Genomic DNA, 19,798 nt, shown 5'->3' with positions numbered 1-19,798 from the left:
CTGGTGATCTGCAGTGTTTTCATGATCTCGACTGCTGAAACCCATGACCTCATGCAGCGAGATCGCACGTAATGGACACTCTAGGTGCAGATAATGGCATTTTGGTGGCAGGCTGTCACGGGGAGCGGGGCGGGCATGACGGGCGGGCATGCCTGCCAGAAACGACGAACCCGGCACTGGGCCGGGTTCGTGGGGTAGCGCTGTGAGGCTTACTTGATCTCGACCGCCAGGCTGTCGGCGATCTTCTTGCTCCAGATCGCCGGGCCGGTGTTGTGCACCGACTCGCCGTTGGTGTCGACCGCGACGGTCACCGGCATGTCCTTGACCTCGAACTCGTAGATTGCCTCCATGCCCAGCTCGGGGAAGGCGACGGTCTTCGAGGCCTTGATCGCCTGGGCCACCAGATAGGCGGCACCGCCCACGGCCATCAGGTATACGGCCTTGTTGTCCTTGATCGCCTCGATGGCGATGGGGCCGCGCTCGGACTTGCCGATCATGCCCAGCAGGCCGGTGCTTTCCAGGATCTGGCGGGTGAACTTGTCCATACGGGTGGCGGTGGTGGGGCCGGCTGGGCCTACCACTTCGTCACCCACCGGATCGACCGGGCCGACGTAATAGATGAAGCGACCTTTCAGGTCTACCGGCAACTGCTCGCCCTTGTTCAGCATGTCGACCATGCGCTTGTGCGCGGCGTCGCGGCCGGTGAGCATCTTGCCGTTGAGCAGGATGGTCTCGCCCGGCTTCCAGCTCTGCACCTCTTCCGGGGTGATGCTGTCGAGGTTGACGCGGCGCGCGCTCGGGCCGGCTTCCCAGACGATTTCCGGGTAGGCGTCCAGATCCGGTGCCTCCAGCGAAGCGGGGCCGGAGCCGTCGAGCACGAAGTGGGCGTGACGGGTGGCGGCGCAGTTGGGGATCATGCACACAGGCAGGCTGGCGGCGTGGGTCGGGTAGTCCATGATCTTGACGTCGAGCACGGTGGTCAGGCCACCCAGGCCCTGGGCGCCGATGCCCAGTTGGTTGACCTTGTCGAACAGCTCCAGGCGCAGTTCCTCGATGCGGTTCTGCGGGCCGCGGGCCTTCAGCTCGTGGATGTCGATGTGCTCCATCAGCACTTCCTTGGCCATCACCGCAGCCTTCTCGGCGGTGCCGCCGATGCCGATGCCGAGCATGCCCGGCGGGCACCAGCCGGCGCCCATGGTCGGCACGGTCTTGAGCACCCAGTCGACGATGGAGTCGGACGGGTTGAGCATGGCCATCTTCGACTTGTTCTCGGAGCCGCCGCCTTTGGCTGCGACGTCCACTTCCACCTTGTCACCGGGGACGATGGAGTAGTGAATCACTGCCGGGGTGTTGTCCTTGGTGTTCTTGCGCGCGCCTGCCGGGTCGGCCAGGATCGAGGCGCGCAGCACGTTTTCCGGCAGGTTGTAGGCGCGGCGCACGCCCTCGTTGATCATGTCGTCGACGCTCATGGTGGCGCCGTCCCAGCGCACGTCCATGCCCACCTTGACGAACACGGTGACGATACCGGTGTCCTGGCAGATCGGGCGGTGGCCGGTGGCGCACATGCGCGAGTTGATCAGGATCTGCGCCATGGCGTCCTTGGCGGCCGGCGACTCTTCCTTCAGGTAGGCCTCGTGCATGGCCTGGATGAAGTCGACGGGGTGGTAATAGGAGATGAACTGCAGGGCGTCGGCGACGCTCTGAATCAGGTCGTCCTGCTTGATCACGGTCATGGGGCGCTCCTCTGGCTGGGAACATCGGTAGGCAAGCGCCGAGTCGTGACTCGGCGCAACGGCAAAAGGGCACCCTCAGCAATTACCCGGGCGGGCCGACGCTGCAGTCGCGCCGTGTCGCCCTGATGCTCGAAGTGGGGCCGAAAAAGGCGCGGCAGTATAACGCACCCGCTGTAACGGGCACAGCCGCTGGGGATCGTAACGCCTGCTTATCGCTTCCCTAGGCTTTTGTCGGGCACATCTGTAGAGTAAGGCACGATGCCAGTATGGGGCGGAGCCCATGAGCTCAACCAGACGACGAGCCACGCAAAGCAGCCTGCAAAATCTTCTGCTCAAACGCTTCGCTATGGCATTCACGACCTATGTGATGATGGCGCTCGTTTGCTGGCTCGCTGTGCTCAACGATCTGTTCGTGGGCTCCGTCAGCAGTGCGGCATGGTTGACGCTCGGGGTTTTCGCCAGTCAGTTGGTGTTCCTGGCCTTGTTCCTCTCGGGGCAGAACCTGCGTTTCGAGGATCCCAGCCTCACCGAGGCGCAGGTGCTGGTGGCGCTGGCGTGGCAACCGCTGGTGCAGGCCTGCTTCGATAGCGCACGCGGCAGTCTGTTGGTCTTCTACGTATTGATCCTGCTGTTCGGTGTCTTCCAGCTAACGCCGCGCGTGTTCGTGCGCTGTGCTGTATTCGCCTTCCTGGGGTTTGCCACGATGGTACTGGTCGAGGCCTATCGCATGCGCCTGAGCGATCCGGGGCTGAGTTGGCTGCAGGTGTCGATCCTGTTCGTATTGCTGGTCTGGCTGTGCCTGTTTTCCGGTTACATGCAGGCCATGCGCCAACGCATGCGTCAGCGTCGTTTCGCCCTGCAGGCGCATCAGGACACCTTGCGCGGGATGATGCGCCAGCTCGAGGATCTGGCCGCGACCGATGAGTTGACCGGCTTGTTCAATCGCCGTCATTTCCTGCGCATGGCCAGTCGCGAGTTGCAACATATGCAGGTGGAACGGCAGCATGGTCTGGCCTTGATCGATCTCGATCATTTCAAGCGCATCAATGACAAATACGGTCATGCCGCTGGAGATCGCGTGTTGCAGACCTTCGCTTCGGTCGCGCGCTCCTGCCTGCGTGACGGTGACGTGATCGCCCGTTATGGCGGTGAGGAGTTCGTGCTGTTGTTGCCCAATACCGACGCCGACCAGTTCTCGGCCTGCTGCGAGCGCCTGCGTGAGGTCTTCTCCAAGGCCGAGCCGGTAGGCGTCAAGGTGGGGGAGCTCAGCCTGTCCATGGGCATGACCCTGCTCAATGCCGGGGATGACCTCGACGAAGCCCTACACCGCGCCGATCAGGCCCTGTATCACGCCAAGCGCAGCGGACGTAACCGCTGCGAGGCCACCTGGGAACAGGCCGATGCCTGAGTTGCGGGTCGGCCAGCGGCGATTTCAGGTGGCCGCACAGAGCAATCTGCTCGATGCCTTGCTGGGTAACGGTATCAATGTGCCGCATAGCTGTCGCGCCGGTAGTTGTCATGCCTGCCTGGTGCGCTGCGTCGAGGGTGAGGCGCATGATCGTCAGCCCGAGGCCTTGGCTACAGACAAGCGTGCCGAAGGTTGGCGCCTGGCCTGTCAGTGTCAGGTGGTCGGTGATCTGAGCGTCGAGCCCTTCGACCCGCAGCGCGATGGCCTGGCGGCCAAGGTCATGGCAGTGGACTGGCCCAGCCCGCAGGTATTGCGCCTGCGTTTGCAGCCGGCCAGGCCGCTACGCTATCGCGCCGGGCAACATCTGCTGCTCTGGCATGGCGATGTGGCTCGCCCTTACTCGCTGGCGAGCCTGCCCGGTGAGGATGACTGGTTGGAGTTCCATATCGATTGTCGTCAGCCAGGGGCCTTCTGCGATGCCGCGCGCAGCTTGCAGGTGGGCGACAGTCTGCGTCTGGGCGAGCTGCGTGGCGGCGCCTTGCAGTATGACGCGGACTGGCAGACGCGGCCGATCTGGCTGCTGGCCGCCGGCACCGGCCTGGCGCCTCTTTATGGCGTATTGCGTGAGGCGCTGCGCCAGGAACATCGGGGCGCCATCCGCCTGTTGCATCTGGCGCACGAACCGGCCGAGCATTATTTGGCCAGCGAGCTCGAAGCACTGGCCGAGGCGCATGCCAACCTGCAGGTCGAGCTGATCACGGCGGCGCAGTTGCCGGCTGCTTTGGCCGAACTGCGCCTTGTTTCGCGGCAGACCCTCGCCTTACTCTGCGGCCAACCCAAGGCACTCGACAGCTTTGCGCGGCGCCTGTACATGGCGGGTTTGCCGCGCGGCCAGATGTTTGCCGACGCCTTTCTCACCCACGCGTAGACCCAGGTGCCTACGGCTTCGGAGCATTGCATGAGTGAACATCTGCATATCGAACGCGACGCTGGCCTGTTGACCCTGCGCATGCAGCGTCCGGACAAGAAGAATGCGCTGACCCGAGCCATGTACGCCGGTATGGCCGAAGTGCTGGACGAGGCGGCCCGCGACGCGGCAGTACGCGTGGTGCTGTTGAGCGGAGACGAACACTGCTTTACCAGCGGCAACGATGTCGCCGACTTCCTGCAGGCGCCGCCTTCCGGCCTGAACAGCGAAGTGTTCCAGTTCATGCGGGCTCTGTTCGATTTTCCCAAGCCGGTGGTGGCAGCCGTTGCCGGGCCGGCGGTGGGGATCGGCACCACCTTGCTGCTGCACTGCGACCTGGTCTACGTCAGCCGCGACGCGCAATTGAAGATGCCTTTCGTCAACCTCGGGCTGTGCCCCGAATACGGCTCCAGTCTGATCCTGCCACGCCTTCTGGGGCATGCGCGGGCCGCCGAGCTGCTGTTGCTTGGCCAGAGCTTCAGCGGCGAGCAGGCTGCCGCCTGGGGCATCGCCAATCAGGCACTCGACGATGGCCCTGCCACGCTGGCCAAGGCCCGGGCGATGGCGTTGCGCTTTCTCGAGCTAGCGCCCTCGGCAGTCGCCGACAGCAAGCGCCTGATGCGAGCACCGGATCGTGAGGCCCTGCGCCGGGTGATCGAAGAGGAGGGCGTTCTGTTCAGTCAGCGGCTGCGCTCGCCGGAGGCCGTCGAGGCGTTGTCGGCGTTCATGCAGCGCAGAAAGCCAGATTTTTCGAGGTTCGCCTGATGGACAGCGCAGCTCTGCTCTGGGGCCTGCTGTTCGGTAGCATCGGCCTGGGCTTCGTCATCTACGGGCGGCGTCAGCGCAAGCCCATTCCTTTCCTCTGTGGGATGGGCCTGATGGGCGCTCCCTACCTGATGAGCAGCACGCTCTGGCTGGTGATGGCCGGTACCCTGTTGGTCGCCATTCCTTTTTTCCTGCATTCCTAAGCGCTGCACGCACTCCTGGCGTGCCTGCGCTGGACTGGTCGGCAAGCATCGCGAACGAAGCGCAAAACCGGCCGTTTGTCACATCGCCCGAAGAGCTTTCTTGTTGAGAGGTTCAGGCGGTCGAGCAGCAGATCTTCGATGCTGCTTGTCAGTCATCGCTTACATGAGGCGTCAGTCTTCAGGGCAAACGGGCTCTGATTCTTTCCGGTTCGTCTGTGTGAAATTTTCAAGCGATTGATACTAAGGGAGTTTTTATAAACGCTCTGTTTGCCGAAATGACATGCCGGTGATTTGTATGGGGTTGAGCGCGAAACGGGCGCGAGTAATATCGAGCCCGTGCTTAGGGAGAAGCACAGGTCGTCAGGAAGATGGTCAGGAATATCGCACGAAGCGATTCATCAGGACGATGAGTTGGGAAATAGAGGGACTAGGGACAAAAAGTGGGCGGGTTTTTCCCGCCCCTTTTTTTGTCCATGAAAAAGGGGATGCCGAAGCATCCCCTTTTGCGTTGCAAGCGCGGCCATCAAGCGTTGTGCTTGATGTCCTCCGGCTTCGCTTCGTCGTTCACCACGGCTTCACTGGGCTGCTCGCTTGCCTGCTCGGCAGGCTCTTGGCTGGCAGCGGGTTCGGCTGCAGCCTCCTGTGCTGGAGCGTTCTGCTCGGCCTGGGCGGCCTCACGAGCCAGGCGCTCGGCTTCGCGCTGGCGACGACGCACTTCTCGTGGGTCGTTCGGGGCACGGCCGGTGGCGTTGGCTGGAACCGGCGCAGGAGCCGGAGCAGCCTCTTCGACCGGCGCCGGAGCTGGAGCCGGCTCCTGAGCGGCCTCGACCACCGGCTCTGCTGGAGCGAGCGGTTCGGCGGACGGCGTTTCAGGCTCGGCAGGCGCTTCAACCTCGGCAGGTGCTTCGCTGGCGATGACAGGCTCGGCCTCGGCAGCAGACGCCTCGCTCACCGGGGCTTCGACCGCTTCGCTCGGCATGGCTGTGGGTTCTGCTGCTGGGACTTCGGCCTGAGCAGCAGGGGCTTCGGCGACAGGTGCTTCGGCCTGAGCAACCGGAGCGTCGCTCGCAGGAGCCTCGCTGGCCAGGTTTTCGCTGCTGTCGACGCTTTCGGCAACCACGGCAGCGGCTGCGGCAGTGGCTGCCGGAGTGACCGTCTGTGCTTCGTTGTTACCGGCTGCCTCGCTGTTCTCGGCGCTTTCGATCAGATTACCGTCAGCATCACGCTGACGTTCGCGACGGTTGCTGCGGCGACGCTGGCCACGGGAGCGGCGACGTGGGCGCTCGTTCTCGTTACCCCCCTCCTGCTCGTCATCGCCTTGTTGCTCGTCGTTCGGCAGCGCTTCGTCCTGCAGGGCCTCGGCCTGTTCCGGGCGTGGCTGGCGCTCTTCGCGTGGCGGACGCTGACGCTCCTGGCGTTCGGCGCGTGGCTGACGTTCGGTGCGTTGTTCTTCCTTGCGCGATTCGGCGGCGTTGTTGTCCAGCGGCTCGCGCAGTTCGCGCACGCGCTCTTCACGCGGTGCGCGTTCCTCGCGTGGGCGACGCTCACGACGGTTTTCCTGGCCTTCGCGCGGCTGACGCTCTTCGCGTGGCTGGCGCTCCTCGCGAGGCTGACGCTCTTCGCGCGGAGCACGTTCCTCACGCGCGCCGCGCTCTTCGCGGGGCTTGCGCTCTTCGTCGCGACGACCGCCACGGTTACGGCTCTGCTGACGGCCGTTGCGGCGCTCTTCGCGCGGCGGGCGCTCGCTGCTCTTTTTCTCTACCACAGCCGGCTGGGCTTCTTCTTCCTTACCGGCGAAGAGGCTGACCAGCGACTTGACCAGGCCCTTGAACAGGCTCGGCTCAGGCGCCTTGGTCGGCGCCAGCGGAGCCGGTTGCGGCTCGGCGGCGACCGGTGCGCTGCTGCGCGGCGCGGCCTTGATCGCGGCTTCCTGGCGAACCAGGGTGCGGGTCGCGGTGGCCGGTTGGGCAGCGGCGTCTTCGGCTTCGGTGGTGGCGGCGATTTCGTAGCTGGTCTGGCCGCTCAGCGCTTCGGGGTTGTCGTCACGCAGACGCTGCACCTCGAAGTGCGGGGTTTCCAGGTGATCGTTGGGCAGGATGACGATGCGTGCACGGGTACGCAGTTCGATCTTGGTGATCGAGTTGCGCTTCTCGTTGAGCAGGAAGGCGGCGACCGGGATCGGTACCTGAGCGCGGACTTCGGCGGTGCGATCCTTCAGCGCTTCTTCTTCGATCAGGCGCAGGATGGCCAGCGACAGGGATTCTACGTCACGGATGATGCCCTGGCCGTTGCAACGCGGGCAGACGATGCCGCTGGTCTCGCCCAGAGACGGACGCAGGCGCTGACGGGACATTTCCAGCAGGCCGAAACGTGAAATACGGCCGACCTGCACGCGGGCGCGGTCGGCTTCCAGGGCTTCACGCACCTTCTCTTCCACGGCGCGCTGGTTCTTCGCCGGAGTCATGTCGATGAAGTCGATGACGATCAGGCCGCCGATGTCGCGCAGGCGCAGCTGGCGGGCGATTTCTTCGGCTGCTTCCAGGTTGGTCTGCAGCGCGGTTTCCTCGATATCGCTGCCCTTGGTGGCGCGCGCCGAGTTGATGTCGATGGAAACCAGGGCCTCGGTCGGATCGATGACGATGGAGCCACCGGAGGGCAGCTTCACTTCACGTTGGAAGGCGGTTTCGATCTGGCTTTCGATCTGGAAACGGTTGAACAGCGGCACGCTGTCTTCGTACAGCTTGATCTTGCTGGCGTACTGCGGCATCACCTGCTGGATGAAGGACAGGGCTTCTTCCTGGGCTTCGACGCTGTCGACCAGCACTTCGCCGATGTCCTGGCGCAGGTAGTCGCGGATGGCGCGGATGATGACGTTGGATTCCTGGTAGATCAGGAACGGGGCAGGGCGGCTGGTGGAAGCTTCCTTGATGGCGCTCCACAGTTGCAGCAGGTAGTCGAGATCCCACTGCATTTCTTCGCTGGAGCGACCCAGGCCGGCGGTGCGCACGATCAGGCCCATGTCGGCCGGAGCGTTGAGGCCATTGAGTGCCTCGCGCAGTTCGTTGCGCTCTTCGCCTTCGATGCGGCGGCTGATGCCACCGGCACGGGGGTTGTTGGGCATCAGCACCAGGTAACGACCGGCCAGGCTGATGAAGGTGGTCAGGGCTGCGCCCTTGTTGCCGCGTTCTTCCTTCTCGACCTGGACGATGACTTCCTGGCCTTCCTTGAGCACGTCCTTGATGTTGACGCGGCCGCCTTCGGGGGCCTTGGAGAAGTATTCGCGGGAGATTTCTTTGAGGGGGAGGAAGCCGTGGCGTTCGGAGCCGAAATCGACGAAGGCGGCTTCGAGGCTGGGTTCTACGCGGGTGATGCGGCCTTTGTAGATATTGGCCTTCTTCTGTTCGCGGGCACCGGACTCGATGTCCAGGTCGTAGAGTTTTTGGCCATCTACCAGGGCAACACGCAACTCTTCGGGCTGAGTTGCGTTAATGAGCATTCTTTTCATGTGGTACCAATGGGTTCCGGGGCTAGCGGAAGCCACGTTAGGCACACACGACTCTCAGGGTCGGTGTCAGGCGCGTCAGAAACGGTCGTAAATCGTTCCCCTGTCGAGCGACGGCGCCATTAGAGGCTGCGGTCGCGACGGACGTCTCCTGCTTGCTGTGGTGACAGAAAGCACTCAATCAGGAGGAGGAATCAACTGCAGGTCGCGGACGAGATAAGGCGTCTTTGATCAAGCCAGAGGCTACGCAGGCCTGCTGTTGTACATCTCCACCCTACACGTATCGCTGAAAATCGGGTGCCGCGCGGATTCCGCAGCGGTTGTCATTATCACGACCGCCCGGCGGGCGAGTCGCGCATCATACTCAAGGCTTTATTTCCGAATTCTTCGCAGCCTTTTTGGCCGTTCTAAACCGAGGAATCCGTCGGACGGCCTCACGTCCCGAAAGGATTGCGCGGGCAGGGGATGGCAAGTTTGGCGATCATCCGCAAGCCAGGCCGCTTTTGGCGGCGTTCGCGACTATAGCAGTAATGATTAAGTGCTTCAATTCCATAAAAAATTGTTATGATTGCGCGATGACTACTCCTGCCTCTCCAACCTCCGGCGTCCAGCTGATCGAGGTTGCACCGGAACTTGCCGGCCAACGCATCGACAACTTCCTCCGGACTCAGCTCAAGGGCGTGCCCAAGACGCTGATCTACCGCATCCTGCGCAAAGGTGAGGTGCGTGTGAACAAGGGGCGCATCAAGCCCGAATACAAGCTGCAGGCCGGCGATGTGGTACGGGTGCCGCCGTTGCGTCTGCCCGAGCGCGACGAGCCCGAACCGCTGGCGCAGGGGCTGCTCGAGCGCCTGGAAGCGGCCATCGTCTACGAGGACAAGGCGCTGATCGTGCTCAACAAGCCCGCTGGCATCGCCGTGCATGGTGGCAGCGGCCTCAACTACGGGGTGATCGAGGCCTTCCGTCAGTTGCGCCCTGAGGCCAAGGATCTGGAGCTGGTGCACCGTCTGGATCGTGATACCTCCGGTCTGCTGATGATTGCCAAGAAGCGCAGCATGCTGCGTCATCTGCATGAGCAGTTGCGTGGCGATGGCGTCGACAAGCGCTACATGGCGCTGGTGCGTGGCCACTGGGCGACGGCCAGGAAGCAGGTCAATGCGCCGCTGCAGAAGAGCAATCTGCGCTCTGGTGAGCGTATGGTCGAGGTCGATGACGAGGGCAAGGAGGCGCTGACGTTGTTTCGCGTGCTGCGCCGCTTCGGCGATTTCGCCACCCTGGTCGAGGCCAAGCCAGTGACCGGGCGTACCCATCAGATTCGCGTGCACGCCAAGCATGCTGGGCACTCCATCGCTGGCGACTCCAAGTATGGCGACGATGACTTCACCCGTGAGATTCGCGAGCTGGGTGGCAAGCGTCTGTTCCTGCATGCCTACGAGCTGCACGTGCCGTTGCCCGAGGGCGGGGTGCTCAAGCTGGAAGCGCCCGTGGACGAAATGTGGGCCAAGACCCTGGAGCGTCTGAGTGCCTGACTATCGACTGCTGATCTTCGACTGGGACGGTACGCTGGTGGACTCCATCGGCCGTATCGTCGAGGCTATGCATCGCGCTGCCGACACGGCTGGCGTGCCGCGCTGCAGTGATGTCGCGGTGCGTGGCATCATCGGGCTGGAGTTGGGGGTGGCAATCCGTACCCTCTATCCGGAACTCGACGAGCCGTTGCGTATCGAAACCATCCGGCGTGCCTACAGCGAGCAGTACCTGGCGCTGGAAACCGAGCCTTCGCCGTTGTTTGTGGGTGTGGAGGAGTCGCTCGAGGTCTTCCGTGAGCAGGGCTATCGTCTGGCGGTGGCGACCGGCAAGGGGCGCAATGGTCTGAATCGGGTGCTGGCGGACAAGGGCTGGCTGGATTATTTCGACATTACCCGCTGCGCTGACGAGACGGCGAGCAAGCCTGATCCGCTGATGCTGCACGAAATTCTTGCGCATTGCCGGGTGCAGCCGGAGCAGGCGCTGATGGTGGGGGATTCGACCTTCGACCTGCTGATGGCGCGCAATGCCGGCATGGATGCGGTGGCGGTGGGTTTCGGGGCGCAGCCGTTGTCGGTGCTGCGTGAATGTGCGCCATGTCTGGCGATCAATGAGTTCAACGAGCTGCGTGCCTGGCTGCAAGGTCGGCATGTGCAGCCTTCTATGGAGGTGAGTGAAGATGTCGGATGAGTGGAAGTCATCGTCGTCGGATGGTGAGGATGCCAAGAGCTGGAAGCTGCTGGAGAAGGTTCTGCTGCTTGGTGTGCAGGAGCAGCGTCGCTCGCGGCGTTGGGGCATTTTCTTCAAGCTGCTGACCTTCATTTACCTTTTTGTAGCGCTGGGGTTGTTCCTGTCGACCTTGTACCAGAGCAAGGTGACCACGACCGGGTCGCACACTGCGCTGATCGAGATTCGCGGCATGATCGCCGACCGCGAGGAGGCCAGTGCCGACAAGGTGATCGGCAGCTTGCGCGACGCCTTCGAGGATCCCAACACCAAGGGTGTGATCCTGCGCATCAACAGCCCAGGCGGCAGTCCGGTGCAGTCCGGCTATATCTATGACGAGATCCGTCGTCTGCGTGGCGAGTATCCGCAGATCAAGCTTTATGCTGTGATCAGCGACCTGGGTGCTTCCGGCGCCTACTACATTGCCAGCGCGGCCGACGAGATCTACGCCGACAAGGCCAGCCTGGTCGGTTCCATCGGTGTCACGGCGGCCAGCTTCGGCTTTGTCGGCACCATGGAGAAGCTGGGCGTCGAGCGCCGCGTCTACACCTCGGGCGAGCACAAGGCCTTTCTCGATCCCTTCCAGCCGCAGAAGGAGGAGGAAACGCGCTTCTGGAAAACCGTGCTGGACACCACCCATCAGCAGTTCATCGACAGCGTGAAGAAAGGGCGTGGCGACCGGCTCAAGGTGGAGGGGCATCCGGAGTTGTTCTCCGGCCTGGTCTGGTCGGGCGAGCAGGCGCTGCAGCTCGGCCTGGTGGATGCTCTGGGCAGTGCCAGTTACGTGGCGCGTGAAGTGATCGGCGAGAAGGAAATGGTCGACTTCACTCAGCGTGATACGCCCTTCGATCGTTTCGCCAAGCGCCTGGGTGCCAGTGTTGCCGACCGTATTGCCCTGTGGATGGGCTTCCAGGGGCCGACGCTGCGATAAAGGCAGCGGCAAGCTTCAAGCGCAGTTGCTTTTGCTTCGACTTGAGGCTTGTCGCTTGAAGCTTGCCGCTATTGTCAGGGAACCTCCATGCCAACCTTTAGCAGCATGTCCACCAGGCGGATCAGTGGTAGGCCGATCAGGCTGGTGGCGTCTTCGCCTTCGGTGCTGCGGAACAGGCTGATGCCCAGACCTTCGGACTTGAAGCTGCCGGCGCAATCGAAGGGTTGTTCGCGCTGCAGGTAGCGCAGAATCCGTTCGTCGCTCAGCTCACGAAAGTGCACGGTAAAGGGTATGCAGTCTACCTGGCAGTTGCCGCTGGTGCTGTCGAGCAGGGCCAGGCCGGTGAGGAAGGTGACACTGCTGCCGCTGGCGGCGCGCAGTTGCGCCTGGGCTCGTGGCAGGTCGTGGGGCTTGCCGAGAATCTCGCCGCTGCCGAGCACGGCGACCTGATCCGAGCCGATGATCAGGTGGTCGGGATGGCTGGCGGCGAGGGCGCGGGCTTTTTCTTCCGCCAGGCGTTTGACCAGGTCTACGGCTGCTTCGCCTTCTCGCCGGCTTTCATCGATGCTCGGGGACTGCCAGGTGAAGGGCAGTTGCAGGCGGCCGAGCAGCTCGCGGCGATAGGGTGAGCTGGAGGCGAGCAGCAGCGCGGGCATGTTCTCTTCCTTTATATAGGCGGGCGGGAAATTCTACTGATCGCCGGAGCCTTAAAACAGGCCGAATTTCCTTTGACACGGGCAGGGTGCATCCCTAGAATGCTGCGCCTATGTTGAATGGGCCGATTCCACCTCACGTTGATCCGCGCAAGCTCGCCGACCGCGAAGCTACCCTAGAAGGGCAGCTCGAACTGGCCAGCCTGGAGCGTCTCTGCGACCCGCTTGCCGATACGGCAGGTAGAGTGCAGGCGAAATTTCATTTCGCACGTGATGAGCAGAAAACTGTGGTGATTCGCAGTGAGCTCGAGGTCGAGGTCAAAATGGTCTGCCAGCGTTGTCTGGAGCTGGTCGCGCTACCCATCCGCAGCGAATGTGAATACGCAGTGGTTCGGGTTGGAGCGAACACTCAGTCCTTGCCGAAGGGCTACGACGTGCTGGAAGTGGGTGAAGAGCCGCTGGAGCTGCTTGGTCTGGTCGAGGATGAACTGCTCCTTGCCTTGCCGATCGTTCCCGCTCATGCCCCAGGTGAATGCCAGCAGCCGGCCGGTCTCGATGAGCCCGAGCCAGGCGAGGACGAGGTATCGCGGTCCAACCCGTTCAGTGTATTGGCGCAGTTAAAGCGTGACCCAAACGTTTAGGAGTTGATGAGTTATGGCTGTTCAGCAGAACAAAAAATCCCGTTCCGCCCGCGATATGCGTCGTTCCCACGATGCGCTCGACGCGAACACCCTGTCCGTAGAGAAGAGCACCGGTGAAGTTCACCTGCGCCACCACGTTTCTCCGGAAGGCGTGTACCGTGGTCGCAAGGTGATCGACAAGGGCGCTGACGAGTAATCTTGTCCGCCTCGATCATCGCGATTGATGCAATGGGTGGGGACTTCGGTCCCCACTGCATTGTTCCGGCCTGCATTTCCGCGCTGGCCGAATTTCCCTCGCTGCACCTGACCCTCGTTGGTCAAGCCTCCCTCATCGAAGAGCAGCTCGAACGCCAGTCCGGCGATGTCGACCGCGCGCGCCTGCAGATTCATCACGCCAGCGAAGTGATCACCGCGAACGAGCGCCCGGCCCAAGCCCTACGCGGCAAGCCCGATGCCTCGATGCGTGTGGCGCTGGAGCTGGTGCGTCAGGGCCACGCCCATGCCTGTGTCAGCGCCGGCAATACCGGCGCGCTGATGGCCTTGTCGCGTTACCTGCTCAAGACCCTGCCGGGCATCGACCGACCGGCCATGGTCAGCCCGCTTCCCACCGAGCAGGGTCATTGCTACCTGCTGGATCTCGGCGCCAATGTCGATTGCAGTGCCGAGCATCTCTATCAGTTCGCCATCATGGGCGCGGTGGCGGCCGAGACGCTGGGCATCGAGCAGCCGCGCGTAGCGCTGCTCAACGTCGGCACCGAGGACATCAAGGGCAACCAGCAGGTCAAGCTGGCTGCTAGCCTGTTGCGCCAGGCCTCGGGGCTGAATTTCATCGGTTACATAGAGGGTGATGGCCTGTATCGCGGAGAGGCCGACGTGGTGGTGTGCGACGGTTTCGTCGGCAACATCCTGCTCAAGTCCAGCGAGGGGCTGGCGCGGATGATCACCGGGCGGCTCGAGCGCTTGTTCAGCGAGGGTCTGTTCGCCCAGACCATCGGCGCCCTGGCGATGCCCTTGCTGCGCCGCCTGAAGGATGATCTGGCGCCGGCCCAGCACAATGGCGCGAGCTTTCTTGGTTTGCAGGGCATTGTGGTCAAGAGCCATGGTGCCGCTGGCGAGGAGGGTTTTCAGAGTGCCATTCGCTGCGCATTGCGCGAGGTGCAGGAAAATCTGCCGCAGCGACTGCATGGTCGCCTCGAGGACATGTTGCTGTAAACTCGTCACGTTTTCAGAGCGCTGGCCGTAGCGGAATGTGACTGCGGCACGCGGCCTGTCATCCAACTGTCAGTTTGCTGCGCCAGGCTCGCCTGGCGCTGGTTTTTCGACTCAAGGGACCTATCCATGTCTGCATCCCTCGCATTCGTCTTCCCCGGTCAGGGTTCGCAAGCCCTGGCCATGCTCGCCGATCACGGTGCCCAGCAGAAGCTGGTACTCGACACCTTCGGCGAAGCCTCCGAAGCCCTCGGCTATGACCTCTGGGCGCTGACCCAGCAAGGCCCGGAAGCGCAACTGAACCAGACCGACAAGACCCAGCCGGCCATTCTCACCGCCTCCATCGCTCTGTGGCGCCTGTGGCAGGCCGAGGGCGGCGCCCAACCGTCGTTCGTTGCCGGACACAGTCTGGGCGAATATTCCGCGCTGGTTGCCGCTGGCAGCATCGGTTTTGCCGATGCGGTGAAGCTGGTGGAGCGCCGTGGCCAACTGATGCAGCAGGCTGTACCGGCCGGGCAGGGCGGCATGGCTGCCATCCTCGGTCTAGAAGATGCCGACGTGCTGGCTGCCTGCGCCGACGCCGCGCAAGGTGACGTGGTCAGTGCGGTCAATTTCAATGCCCCCGGCCAGGTGGTGATCGCCGGTAGCGTGGCTGCCGTCGAGCGTGCCATCGAGGCGTGCAAGGCGCGTGGCGCCAAGCGCGCCATGGCGCTGCCGGTCAGCGTGCCGTCGCACTGCGCCCTGATGAAGCCGGCCGCCGAGCGTTTCGCCGAGTCGGTGGAGGCGCTGAGCTGGCAGGCGCCGCAGATCCCGCTGGTGCAGAACGTCAGCGCCGCCGTGGTGTCCGATCTGGCTACCCTCAAGGCCGACCTGCTGGCCCAGCTCTACAGCCCGGTACGTTGGGTAGAGTCCATGGTGCGCCTGTCCGAACAGGGTGTCACCGACCTGGTGGAGTGCGGCCCTGGCAAGGTGCTGAGCGGTCTGAACAAGCGCTGCGTCAAAGGCATCAATACCCATAATCTGGACACCCCCGATGCCTTTGCCGCCGCCCGCGCAGCGTTGGCTTGAAACGGTTTAGGAAAGGAGAACAAACATGAGTCTGCAAGGTAAGGTCGCGCTGGTCACCGGCGCCAGCCGTGGTATCGGCCAGGCAATCGCCCTGGAATTGGGCCGTCAGGGCGCTATCGTTATCGGCACCGCTACCAGCGCCTCGGGCGCCGAGCGTATCGCCGAAACGCTGAAGGCCAATGGTGTCGAAGGTGCCGGCCTGGTGCTCGACGTAAGCAACGACGAATCCGTGGCCACCACGCTCGAACATATTCAGCAACATCTTGGCCAACCGCTGATCCTGGTCAATAACGCTGGTATCACGCGTGACAACCTGATGCTGCGCATGAAGGACGACGAGTGGCACGACGTGATCAATACCAACCTGAACAGCCTCTACCGTCTGTCCAAGGCCGTGCTGCGTGGCATGACCAAGGCGCGCTTCGGGCGCATCATCAACATCGGTTCCGTCGTCGGAGCCATGGGCAATGCCGGTCAGGTCAACTACGCTGCGGCCAAGGCGGGGCTGGAAGGCTTCAGCCGCGCCCTGGCACGTGAAGTGGGTTCGCGCGGTATCACGGTCAACTCGGTGGCACCGGGCTTCATCGACACCGATATGACCCGTGAGCTGCCGGAAGGCCAGCGCGATGCGCTGCTGACGCAGATTCCGCTGGGCCGTCTGGGCCAGGCCGAGGAGATCGCCAAGGTGGTCGGCTTCCTGGCTTCCGACGGTGCAGGTTACGTGACCGGGGCTACCATTCCGGTCAATGGCGGTATGTACATGAGCTGATAATGGGGCCTCCGAACGTCCGGAGGCTCTCGAATGTGACGCGAGCCATCAGAAAACTGTCATAGTCGCTGTCTAAAATCCGTTATAAAGCTGCAACAGGTTTATAGACAGATCGTTGAAGTGTTCCTGGGGGCTCCCCGGCATTCAGCTTGAAATGCTAAAAACCCTTTCTATACACTTGGCCGCTACCAGCTGCCTGGATTTGTCCAATTAGGAGTGAAAACAAGGTATGAGCACCATCGAAGAACGCGTCAAGAAAATCGTTGCCGAGCAACTTGGCGTCAAGGAAGAGGAAGTGACCAACAGTGCTTCCTTCGTTGAAGACCTGGGTGCCGACTCTCTTGACACCGTTGAGCTGGTGATGGCTCTCGAAGAAGAATTCGAGACCGAGATCCCGGACGAGCAAGCCGAGAAGATCACCACCGTTCAGGAAGCCATCGACTACGTGACTGCCCACGCGCAATAAGTCACCGTCAGCTTCCCGAGCTGCAGAAGCCGCACAGCCCTCAACAGGCGTGCGGCTTTTCTTTACGTGCAAGGCGCCTGTGCGCCTGAGTAGTAGAACAAGAGGAGATTGCTGTGTCGCGTAGACGCGTCGTGGTTACCGGTATGGGCATGTTATCGCCACTGGGTAACGATGTGCCGAGCAGCTGGCAGGGCATTTTGGCCGGCCGCAGTGGCATTGGCCTGATCGAGCACATGGATTTGTCCGCCTACTCCACCCGTTTCGGTGGGTCGGTCAAGAATTTCGATGTCGAGCCGTACCTTTCCGCCAAGGAAGCCCGCAAGCTCGACCTGTTCATCCAGTATGGTCTCGCTGCCTCCTTCCAGGCCGTGCGCGATTCCGGGCTGGACATCACCGATGCCAATCGTGAGCGTATCGGTGTGGTCATGGGCTCCGGTATCGGCGGCCTGACCAATATCGAGAACAACTGCAAGGTGTTGCATGAGCAGGGGCCGCGGCGCATTTCGCCGTTCTTCGTGCCAGGCTCGATCATCAACATGATTTCCGGTTTCCTGTCGATCCACCTGGGCCTGCAGGGGCCTAACTACGCCATCGCCACGGCGTGCACCACCGGCACCCATTGCATCGGCATGGCTGCGCGCAACATCGCCTATGGCGAGGCTGACGTGATGGTTGCCGGTGGTGCCGAGATGGCGGCCTGCGGCCTGGGTATGGGCGGCTTCGGCGCAGCCCGCGCACTGTCGACCCGCAACGACGAGCCGACCAAGGCCAGTCGTCCCTGGGACAAGGGGCGTGACGGCTTCGTGCTCTCCGATGGTGCCGGCGCCCTGGTGCTGGAAGAGCTGGAGCACGCCAAGGCGCGTGGTGCCACCATCCATGCCGAGCTGATCGGTTTCGGCATGAGTGGCGACGCCTTCCACATGACCTCGCCGCCCGAAGATGGCGCCGGTGCCGCCCGCTGCATGGCCAACGCCCTGCGCGATGCCGGCATCAATGCCGACCAGGTGCAGTACATCAACGCCCATGGCACCTCCACCTCGGCTGGCGACCTTGCCGAGGCGCAAGCGGTCAAGCGCGTGTTCGGCGATCACGCCTACAAGCTGGCGGTCAGCTCGACCAAGTCCATGACCGGTCACTTGTTGGGTGCGGCGGGCGCGGTGGAGGCGATCTTCAGCGTGCTGGCGCTGCGCGATCAGGTCGCGCCGCCGACCATCAACCTGGACGAGCCGGACGAAGGCTGTGACCTGGACTTCGTTGCGCACCAGGCCAAGGCCATGCCGATCGAGATTGCCCTGTCTAACTCCTTCGGCTTCGGCGGCACCAACGGTTCGCTGCTGTTCCGTCGGTACCACGGCTGATGCTGAGCTGGGTCAACGGTGCGCCCGGCGAGCAGTTGTCGGTTCGCGACCGTGGCCTGGCTTATGGCGATGGCCTGTTCGAGACCATCGCCGTGCGTGGCGGCCGCATCCCGCTGCTGGCACGGCATGTGGCGCGTCTGGGCGAAGGCTGCCGGCGTCTGTCCATTCCCCTCGACCTGGCGCTGATGGAAGGCGAGCTGCAAGCCTTCGCTGGGCAACTGGGCACGGGCGTTGCCAAGCTGATCCTCACCCGTGGCGAAGGCCAGCGTGGTTATGCGCCGCCGCAGCCCTGCCAGCCGCTGCGCATCCTTCAGGCAGCCCCCTTGCCGCAGTATCCCGCCACCCATGCCGAGCAGGGTGTGCGCCTGTTTCCTTGTTCCACCCGTCTGGCCGAGCAGCCTCTGCTGGCTGGGCTCAAGCACCTCAATCGTCTGGAACAGGTACTGGCACGTGCCGAGTGGCAGGATGCCGAGTGTGCCGAAGGCCTGATGCGTGACGGCAGTGGCCGGGTCATCGAGGGCGTCTATAGCAATCTGTTCCTGATCAGCGCTGGCACCCTGGTTACCGCCGAACTGTCGCGCTGTGGCGTGGCAGGGGTGATGCGCGCCGAGATCATCGAGCAGGCGCAGGTGCTCGGAGTGCCTATTGAGTTACGCGATGTTGCCTTCGACGAACTGCTGGCGGCTGACGAAGTCTTTCTCTGCAACAGCCTGTACGGCATCTGGCCGGTGCGCGCGTTGCAGGCGCAGCACTGGCCGGTCGGTACGCTCACCCGTAAACTGCAGGCCATCGTTCGCCGTCTCTTGGAATCCTGATCCGTGCTACGCAAGCTATTACTGCTGCTGCAATGCGGCCTGTTGTTGGCCGCGCTGCTGGTCGTCAGCGCCGCCTGGTTGCAGCACGAGGCCCTGGAGCAACCGCTGGGGCTGGAAGCGGAGCGCCTGTTGCAGGTGCCACCTGGCTCCACCCCCAGCGGGCTGCTCAATCAGTTGGAAAGCGAAGGGGTGATCCATGGCGCCTTCTGGCTGCGCCTGTATTGGCGCTTCAACCTCAAGGCGCCGTCCCTGCACAGCGGTGAATACCGCCTGCTGCCGCAACAGACGGCGCGTGACATGCTCGGTCTGTGGCAGCGTGGCGAGGTGGTGCAGTACAGCTTGACCCTGGTGGAGGGCTGGAACTTCCACCAGTTGCGGGCCGCACTTGCCAGGCAGGAAGCACTGACCCAGAAGCTGGTCGGCCTCGACGATGCCGAGCTGATGACGCGCCTTGGCCTGGCCGGGCAGCATCCGGAAGGGCGCTTCTTCCCCGATACCTATCATTACGTGCGCGGCATGAGCGACGAGGATCTGCTGAAGAAGGCCAATGCCCGGCTCGAAAGCGTGCTCGCGGAGGAATGGCGGCAGCGCGCCGAGGGGCTGCCGTACCGCGATTCCTACGAGGCGCTGATCATGGCCTCGATGATCGAGAAGGAAACCGGCGTCCCCGAGGAGCGTGACGAGATCGCCGGGGTATTCATCCGGCGCCTGCGCCTGGGCATGCGCCTGCAGACCGACCCGACGGTGATCTACGGCATGGGCGAGGATTACAACGGCCGCATCACCCGCGCCGATCTGCTGACGCCGACGCCCTACAATACCTACACCATCGACGGCATGCCGCCAACGCCGATCGCCATGGTCGGTCGTGAAGCCATCCACGCGGCGCTGCATCCACGTGAAGGCAAAACGCTGTATTTCGTCGCCAAGGGTGACGGCAGCCACGTATTTTCCAACACCCTCGACGAGCACAACCGCGCGGTGCGCGAATATCAGCTCAAGCGTCGAGCCGACTATCGCTCCAGCCCAGCGCCGCGCGCGGCTGACAGCCAATAAG

General features: G+C 63.1%; 19 protein-coding genes. 16 read left to right on the top strand and 3 right to left on the bottom strand.

The window, feature by feature from the left end:
- Nucleotides 1–209 precede the first annotated feature (209 nt).
- Nucleotides 210–1,733 (bottom strand): fumarate hydratase, encoded by a 1,524-nt coding sequence (locus PVE35_RS18520; protein WP_268178584.1) that lies wholly within the window; start codon nucleotides 1,731–1,733, stop codon nucleotides 210–212.
- Nucleotides 1,734–2,013: 280 nt separating this feature from the next.
- Here PVE35_RS18520 and PVE35_RS18515 point away from each other — a divergent pair, with 280 nt between their 5' ends.
- The 4 genes from PVE35_RS18515 to PVE35_RS18500 are packed head-to-tail and all read left to right on the top strand — an operon-like array spanning nucleotide 2,014 to nucleotide 5,076.
- Nucleotides 2,014–3,141, top strand: coding sequence for a GGDEF domain-containing protein (locus tag PVE35_RS18515; RefSeq protein WP_277372630.1), 1,128 nt, complete (start codon nucleotides 2,014–2,016; stop codon nucleotides 3,139–3,141).
- Nucleotides 3,134–4,069, top strand: a complete 936-nt coding sequence (locus PVE35_RS18510) for an iron-sulfur-binding ferredoxin reductase (RefSeq protein ID WP_277372629.1) — start codon at nucleotides 3,134–3,136, stop codon at nucleotides 4,067–4,069. The genes PVE35_RS18515 and PVE35_RS18510 overlap by 8 nt, the downstream gene beginning before the upstream one ends.
- Before the next feature lie 30 nt (nucleotides 4,070–4,099).
- Nucleotides 4,100–4,873, top strand: a complete 774-nt coding sequence (locus PVE35_RS18505) for an enoyl-CoA hydratase (RefSeq protein WP_277372628.1) — start codon at nucleotides 4,100–4,102, stop codon at nucleotides 4,871–4,873.
- Complete coding sequence (locus PVE35_RS18500) at nucleotides 4,873–5,076, top strand: hypothetical protein (protein ID WP_268178579.1); 204 nt, start codon at nucleotides 4,873–4,875, stop codon at nucleotides 5,074–5,076. Before PVE35_RS18505 ends, PVE35_RS18500 begins: the two co-directional genes overlap by 1 nt.
- Before the next feature lie 523 nt (nucleotides 5,077–5,599).
- Here PVE35_RS18500 and rne read toward each other — a convergent pair.
- Nucleotides 5,600–8,581: a ribonuclease E gene (gene rne, locus PVE35_RS18495; RefSeq protein ID WP_277372627.1), complete on the bottom strand. Its 2,982-nt coding sequence runs from the start codon at nucleotides 8,579–8,581 to the stop codon at nucleotides 5,600–5,602.
- Between the two features lie 572 nt (nucleotides 8,582–9,153).
- On the opposite strand from rne, the gene rluC reads away from it, so the two are divergent.
- Genes rluC through sppA form a run of 3 tightly spaced genes read left to right on the top strand, consistent with a single transcriptional unit; the run spans nucleotide 9,154 to nucleotide 11,762 of the window.
- Nucleotides 9,154–10,107, top strand: coding sequence for a 23S rRNA pseudouridine(955/2504/2580) synthase RluC (rluC, locus tag PVE35_RS18490; RefSeq protein WP_268178577.1), 954 nt, complete (start codon nucleotides 9,154–9,156; stop codon nucleotides 10,105–10,107).
- Nucleotides 10,100–10,795 (top strand): HAD-IA family hydrolase, encoded by a 696-nt coding sequence (locus PVE35_RS18485; RefSeq protein WP_268178576.1) that lies wholly within the window; start codon nucleotides 10,100–10,102, stop codon nucleotides 10,793–10,795. The genes rluC and PVE35_RS18485 overlap by 8 nt, the downstream gene beginning before the upstream one ends.
- Complete coding sequence (gene sppA / locus PVE35_RS18480; RefSeq protein ID WP_268178575.1) at nucleotides 10,785–11,762, top strand: signal peptide peptidase SppA; 978 nt, start codon at nucleotides 10,785–10,787, stop codon at nucleotides 11,760–11,762. Before PVE35_RS18485 ends, sppA begins: the two co-directional genes overlap by 11 nt.
- A gap of 74 nt (nucleotides 11,763–11,836) precedes the next feature.
- Here the strand turns inward: sppA and PVE35_RS18475 are convergent, their stop codons facing one another.
- Nucleotides 11,837–12,418: a nucleoside triphosphate pyrophosphatase gene (locus PVE35_RS18475; protein ID WP_277372626.1), complete on the bottom strand. Its 582-nt coding sequence runs from the start codon at nucleotides 12,416–12,418 to the stop codon at nucleotides 11,837–11,839.
- 110 nt (nucleotides 12,419–12,528) lie between these two features.
- Here PVE35_RS18475 and PVE35_RS18470 point away from each other — a divergent pair, with 110 nt between their 5' ends.
- The 9 genes from PVE35_RS18470 to mltG all read left to right on the top strand — a co-directional run bounded on the left by PVE35_RS18470 (nucleotide 12,529) and on the right by mltG (nucleotide 19,797).
- On the top strand, nucleotides 12,529–13,056 hold the full coding sequence (locus tag PVE35_RS18470; protein ID WP_268178573.1) for a YceD family protein: 528 nt from the start codon (nucleotides 12,529–12,531) through the stop codon (nucleotides 13,054–13,056).
- Nucleotides 13,057–13,069: 13 nt separating this feature from the next.
- The gene (gene rpmF / locus PVE35_RS18465; RefSeq protein ID WP_268178572.1) at nucleotides 13,070–13,252 is read left to right on the top strand and encodes a 50S ribosomal protein L32; all 183 of its coding nucleotides are present in this window, start codon (nucleotides 13,070–13,072) and stop codon (nucleotides 13,250–13,252) included.
- 32 nt (nucleotides 13,253–13,284) lie between these two features.
- Complete coding sequence (gene plsX / locus PVE35_RS18460) at nucleotides 13,285–14,268, top strand: phosphate acyltransferase PlsX (RefSeq protein ID WP_277374906.1); 984 nt, start codon at nucleotides 13,285–13,287, stop codon at nucleotides 14,266–14,268.
- A 126-nt stretch (nucleotides 14,269–14,394) separates the two neighbouring features.
- Complete coding sequence (gene fabD / locus PVE35_RS18455; protein ID WP_268178571.1) at nucleotides 14,395–15,333, top strand: ACP S-malonyltransferase; 939 nt, start codon at nucleotides 14,395–14,397, stop codon at nucleotides 15,331–15,333.
- A 25-nt stretch (nucleotides 15,334–15,358) separates the two neighbouring features.
- On the top strand, nucleotides 15,359–16,102 hold the full coding sequence (gene fabG, locus PVE35_RS18450; RefSeq protein ID WP_003245179.1) for a 3-oxoacyl-ACP reductase FabG: 744 nt from the start codon (nucleotides 15,359–15,361) through the stop codon (nucleotides 16,100–16,102).
- 229 nt (nucleotides 16,103–16,331) lie between these two features.
- Nucleotides 16,332–16,568 carry an acyl carrier protein gene (gene acpP, locus PVE35_RS18445; protein ID WP_003245177.1) on the top strand — a complete coding sequence of 79 codons (237 nt, stop codon included), beginning with the start codon at nucleotides 16,332–16,334 and terminating at the stop codon, nucleotides 16,566–16,568.
- A gap of 113 nt (nucleotides 16,569–16,681) precedes the next feature.
- Nucleotides 16,682–17,926, top strand: a complete 1,245-nt coding sequence (gene fabF, locus PVE35_RS18440; protein ID WP_268178570.1) for a beta-ketoacyl-ACP synthase II — start codon at nucleotides 16,682–16,684, stop codon at nucleotides 17,924–17,926.
- On the top strand, nucleotides 17,926–18,741 hold the full coding sequence (pabC, locus tag PVE35_RS18435) for an aminodeoxychorismate lyase (protein ID WP_277372625.1): 816 nt from the start codon (nucleotides 17,926–17,928) through the stop codon (nucleotides 18,739–18,741). Before fabF ends, pabC begins: the two co-directional genes overlap by 1 nt.
- A 3-nt stretch (nucleotides 18,742–18,744) precedes the next feature.
- Nucleotides 18,745–19,797, top strand: a complete 1,053-nt coding sequence (mltG, locus tag PVE35_RS18430; protein ID WP_277372624.1) for an endolytic transglycosylase MltG — start codon at nucleotides 18,745–18,747, stop codon at nucleotides 19,795–19,797.
- Nucleotide 19,798: the final 1 nt, after the last annotated feature.

It is taken from the genome of Pseudomonas sp. AA-38 (assembly GCF_029457475.1).
In the GTDB taxonomy this organism is placed as follows: domain Bacteria; phylum Pseudomonadota; class Gammaproteobacteria; order Pseudomonadales; family Pseudomonadaceae; genus Aquipseudomonas.
This window is presented reverse-complemented; position numbering and strand designations above follow the sequence as displayed.

Bases quoted from the DNA above. Each gene is read 5' to 3' on its own strand.
- fabD (WP_268178571.1), top strand. From the start codon at position 14,395: ATGTCTGCATCCCTCGCATTCGTCTTCCCCGGTCAGGGTTCGCAAGCC.
- PVE35_RS18510 (WP_277372629.1), top strand. From the start codon at position 3,134: ATGCCTGAGTTGCGGGTCGGCCAGCGGCGATTTCAGGTGGCCGCACAG.
- PVE35_RS18520 (WP_268178584.1), bottom strand. From the start codon at position 1,733: ATGACCGTGATCAAGCAGGACGACCTGATTCAGAGCGTCGCCGACGCC.
- PVE35_RS18505 (WP_277372628.1), top strand. From the start codon at position 4,100: ATGAGTGAACATCTGCATATCGAACGCGACGCTGGCCTGTTGACCCTG.
- PVE35_RS18500 (WP_268178579.1), top strand. From the start codon at position 4,873: ATGGACAGCGCAGCTCTGCTCTGGGGCCTGCTGTTCGGTAGCATCGGC.
- plsX (WP_277374906.1), top strand. From the start codon at position 13,285: ATGGGTGGGGACTTCGGTCCCCACTGCATTGTTCCGGCCTGCATTTCC.
- PVE35_RS18475 (WP_277372626.1), bottom strand. From the start codon at position 12,418: ATGCCCGCGCTGCTGCTCGCCTCCAGCTCACCCTATCGCCGCGAGCTG.
- pabC (WP_277372625.1), top strand. From the start codon at position 17,926: ATGCTGAGCTGGGTCAACGGTGCGCCCGGCGAGCAGTTGTCGGTTCGC.
- sppA (WP_268178575.1), top strand. From the start codon at position 10,785: ATGTCGGATGAGTGGAAGTCATCGTCGTCGGATGGTGAGGATGCCAAG.
- PVE35_RS18515 (WP_277372630.1), top strand. From the start codon at position 2,014: ATGAGCTCAACCAGACGACGAGCCACGCAAAGCAGCCTGCAAAATCTT.
- rne (WP_277372627.1), bottom strand. From the start codon at position 8,581: ATGAAAAGAATGCTCATTAACGCAACTCAGCCCGAAGAGTTGCGTGTT.
- acpP (WP_003245177.1), top strand. From the start codon at position 16,332: ATGAGCACCATCGAAGAACGCGTCAAGAAAATCGTTGCCGAGCAACTT.
- rpmF (WP_268178572.1), top strand. From the start codon at position 13,070: ATGGCTGTTCAGCAGAACAAAAAATCCCGTTCCGCCCGCGATATGCGT.
- fabG (WP_003245179.1), top strand. From the start codon at position 15,359: ATGAGTCTGCAAGGTAAGGTCGCGCTGGTCACCGGCGCCAGCCGTGGT.
- PVE35_RS18470 (WP_268178573.1), top strand. From the start codon at position 12,529: ATGTTGAATGGGCCGATTCCACCTCACGTTGATCCGCGCAAGCTCGCC.
- rluC (WP_268178577.1), top strand. From the start codon at position 9,154: ATGACTACTCCTGCCTCTCCAACCTCCGGCGTCCAGCTGATCGAGGTT.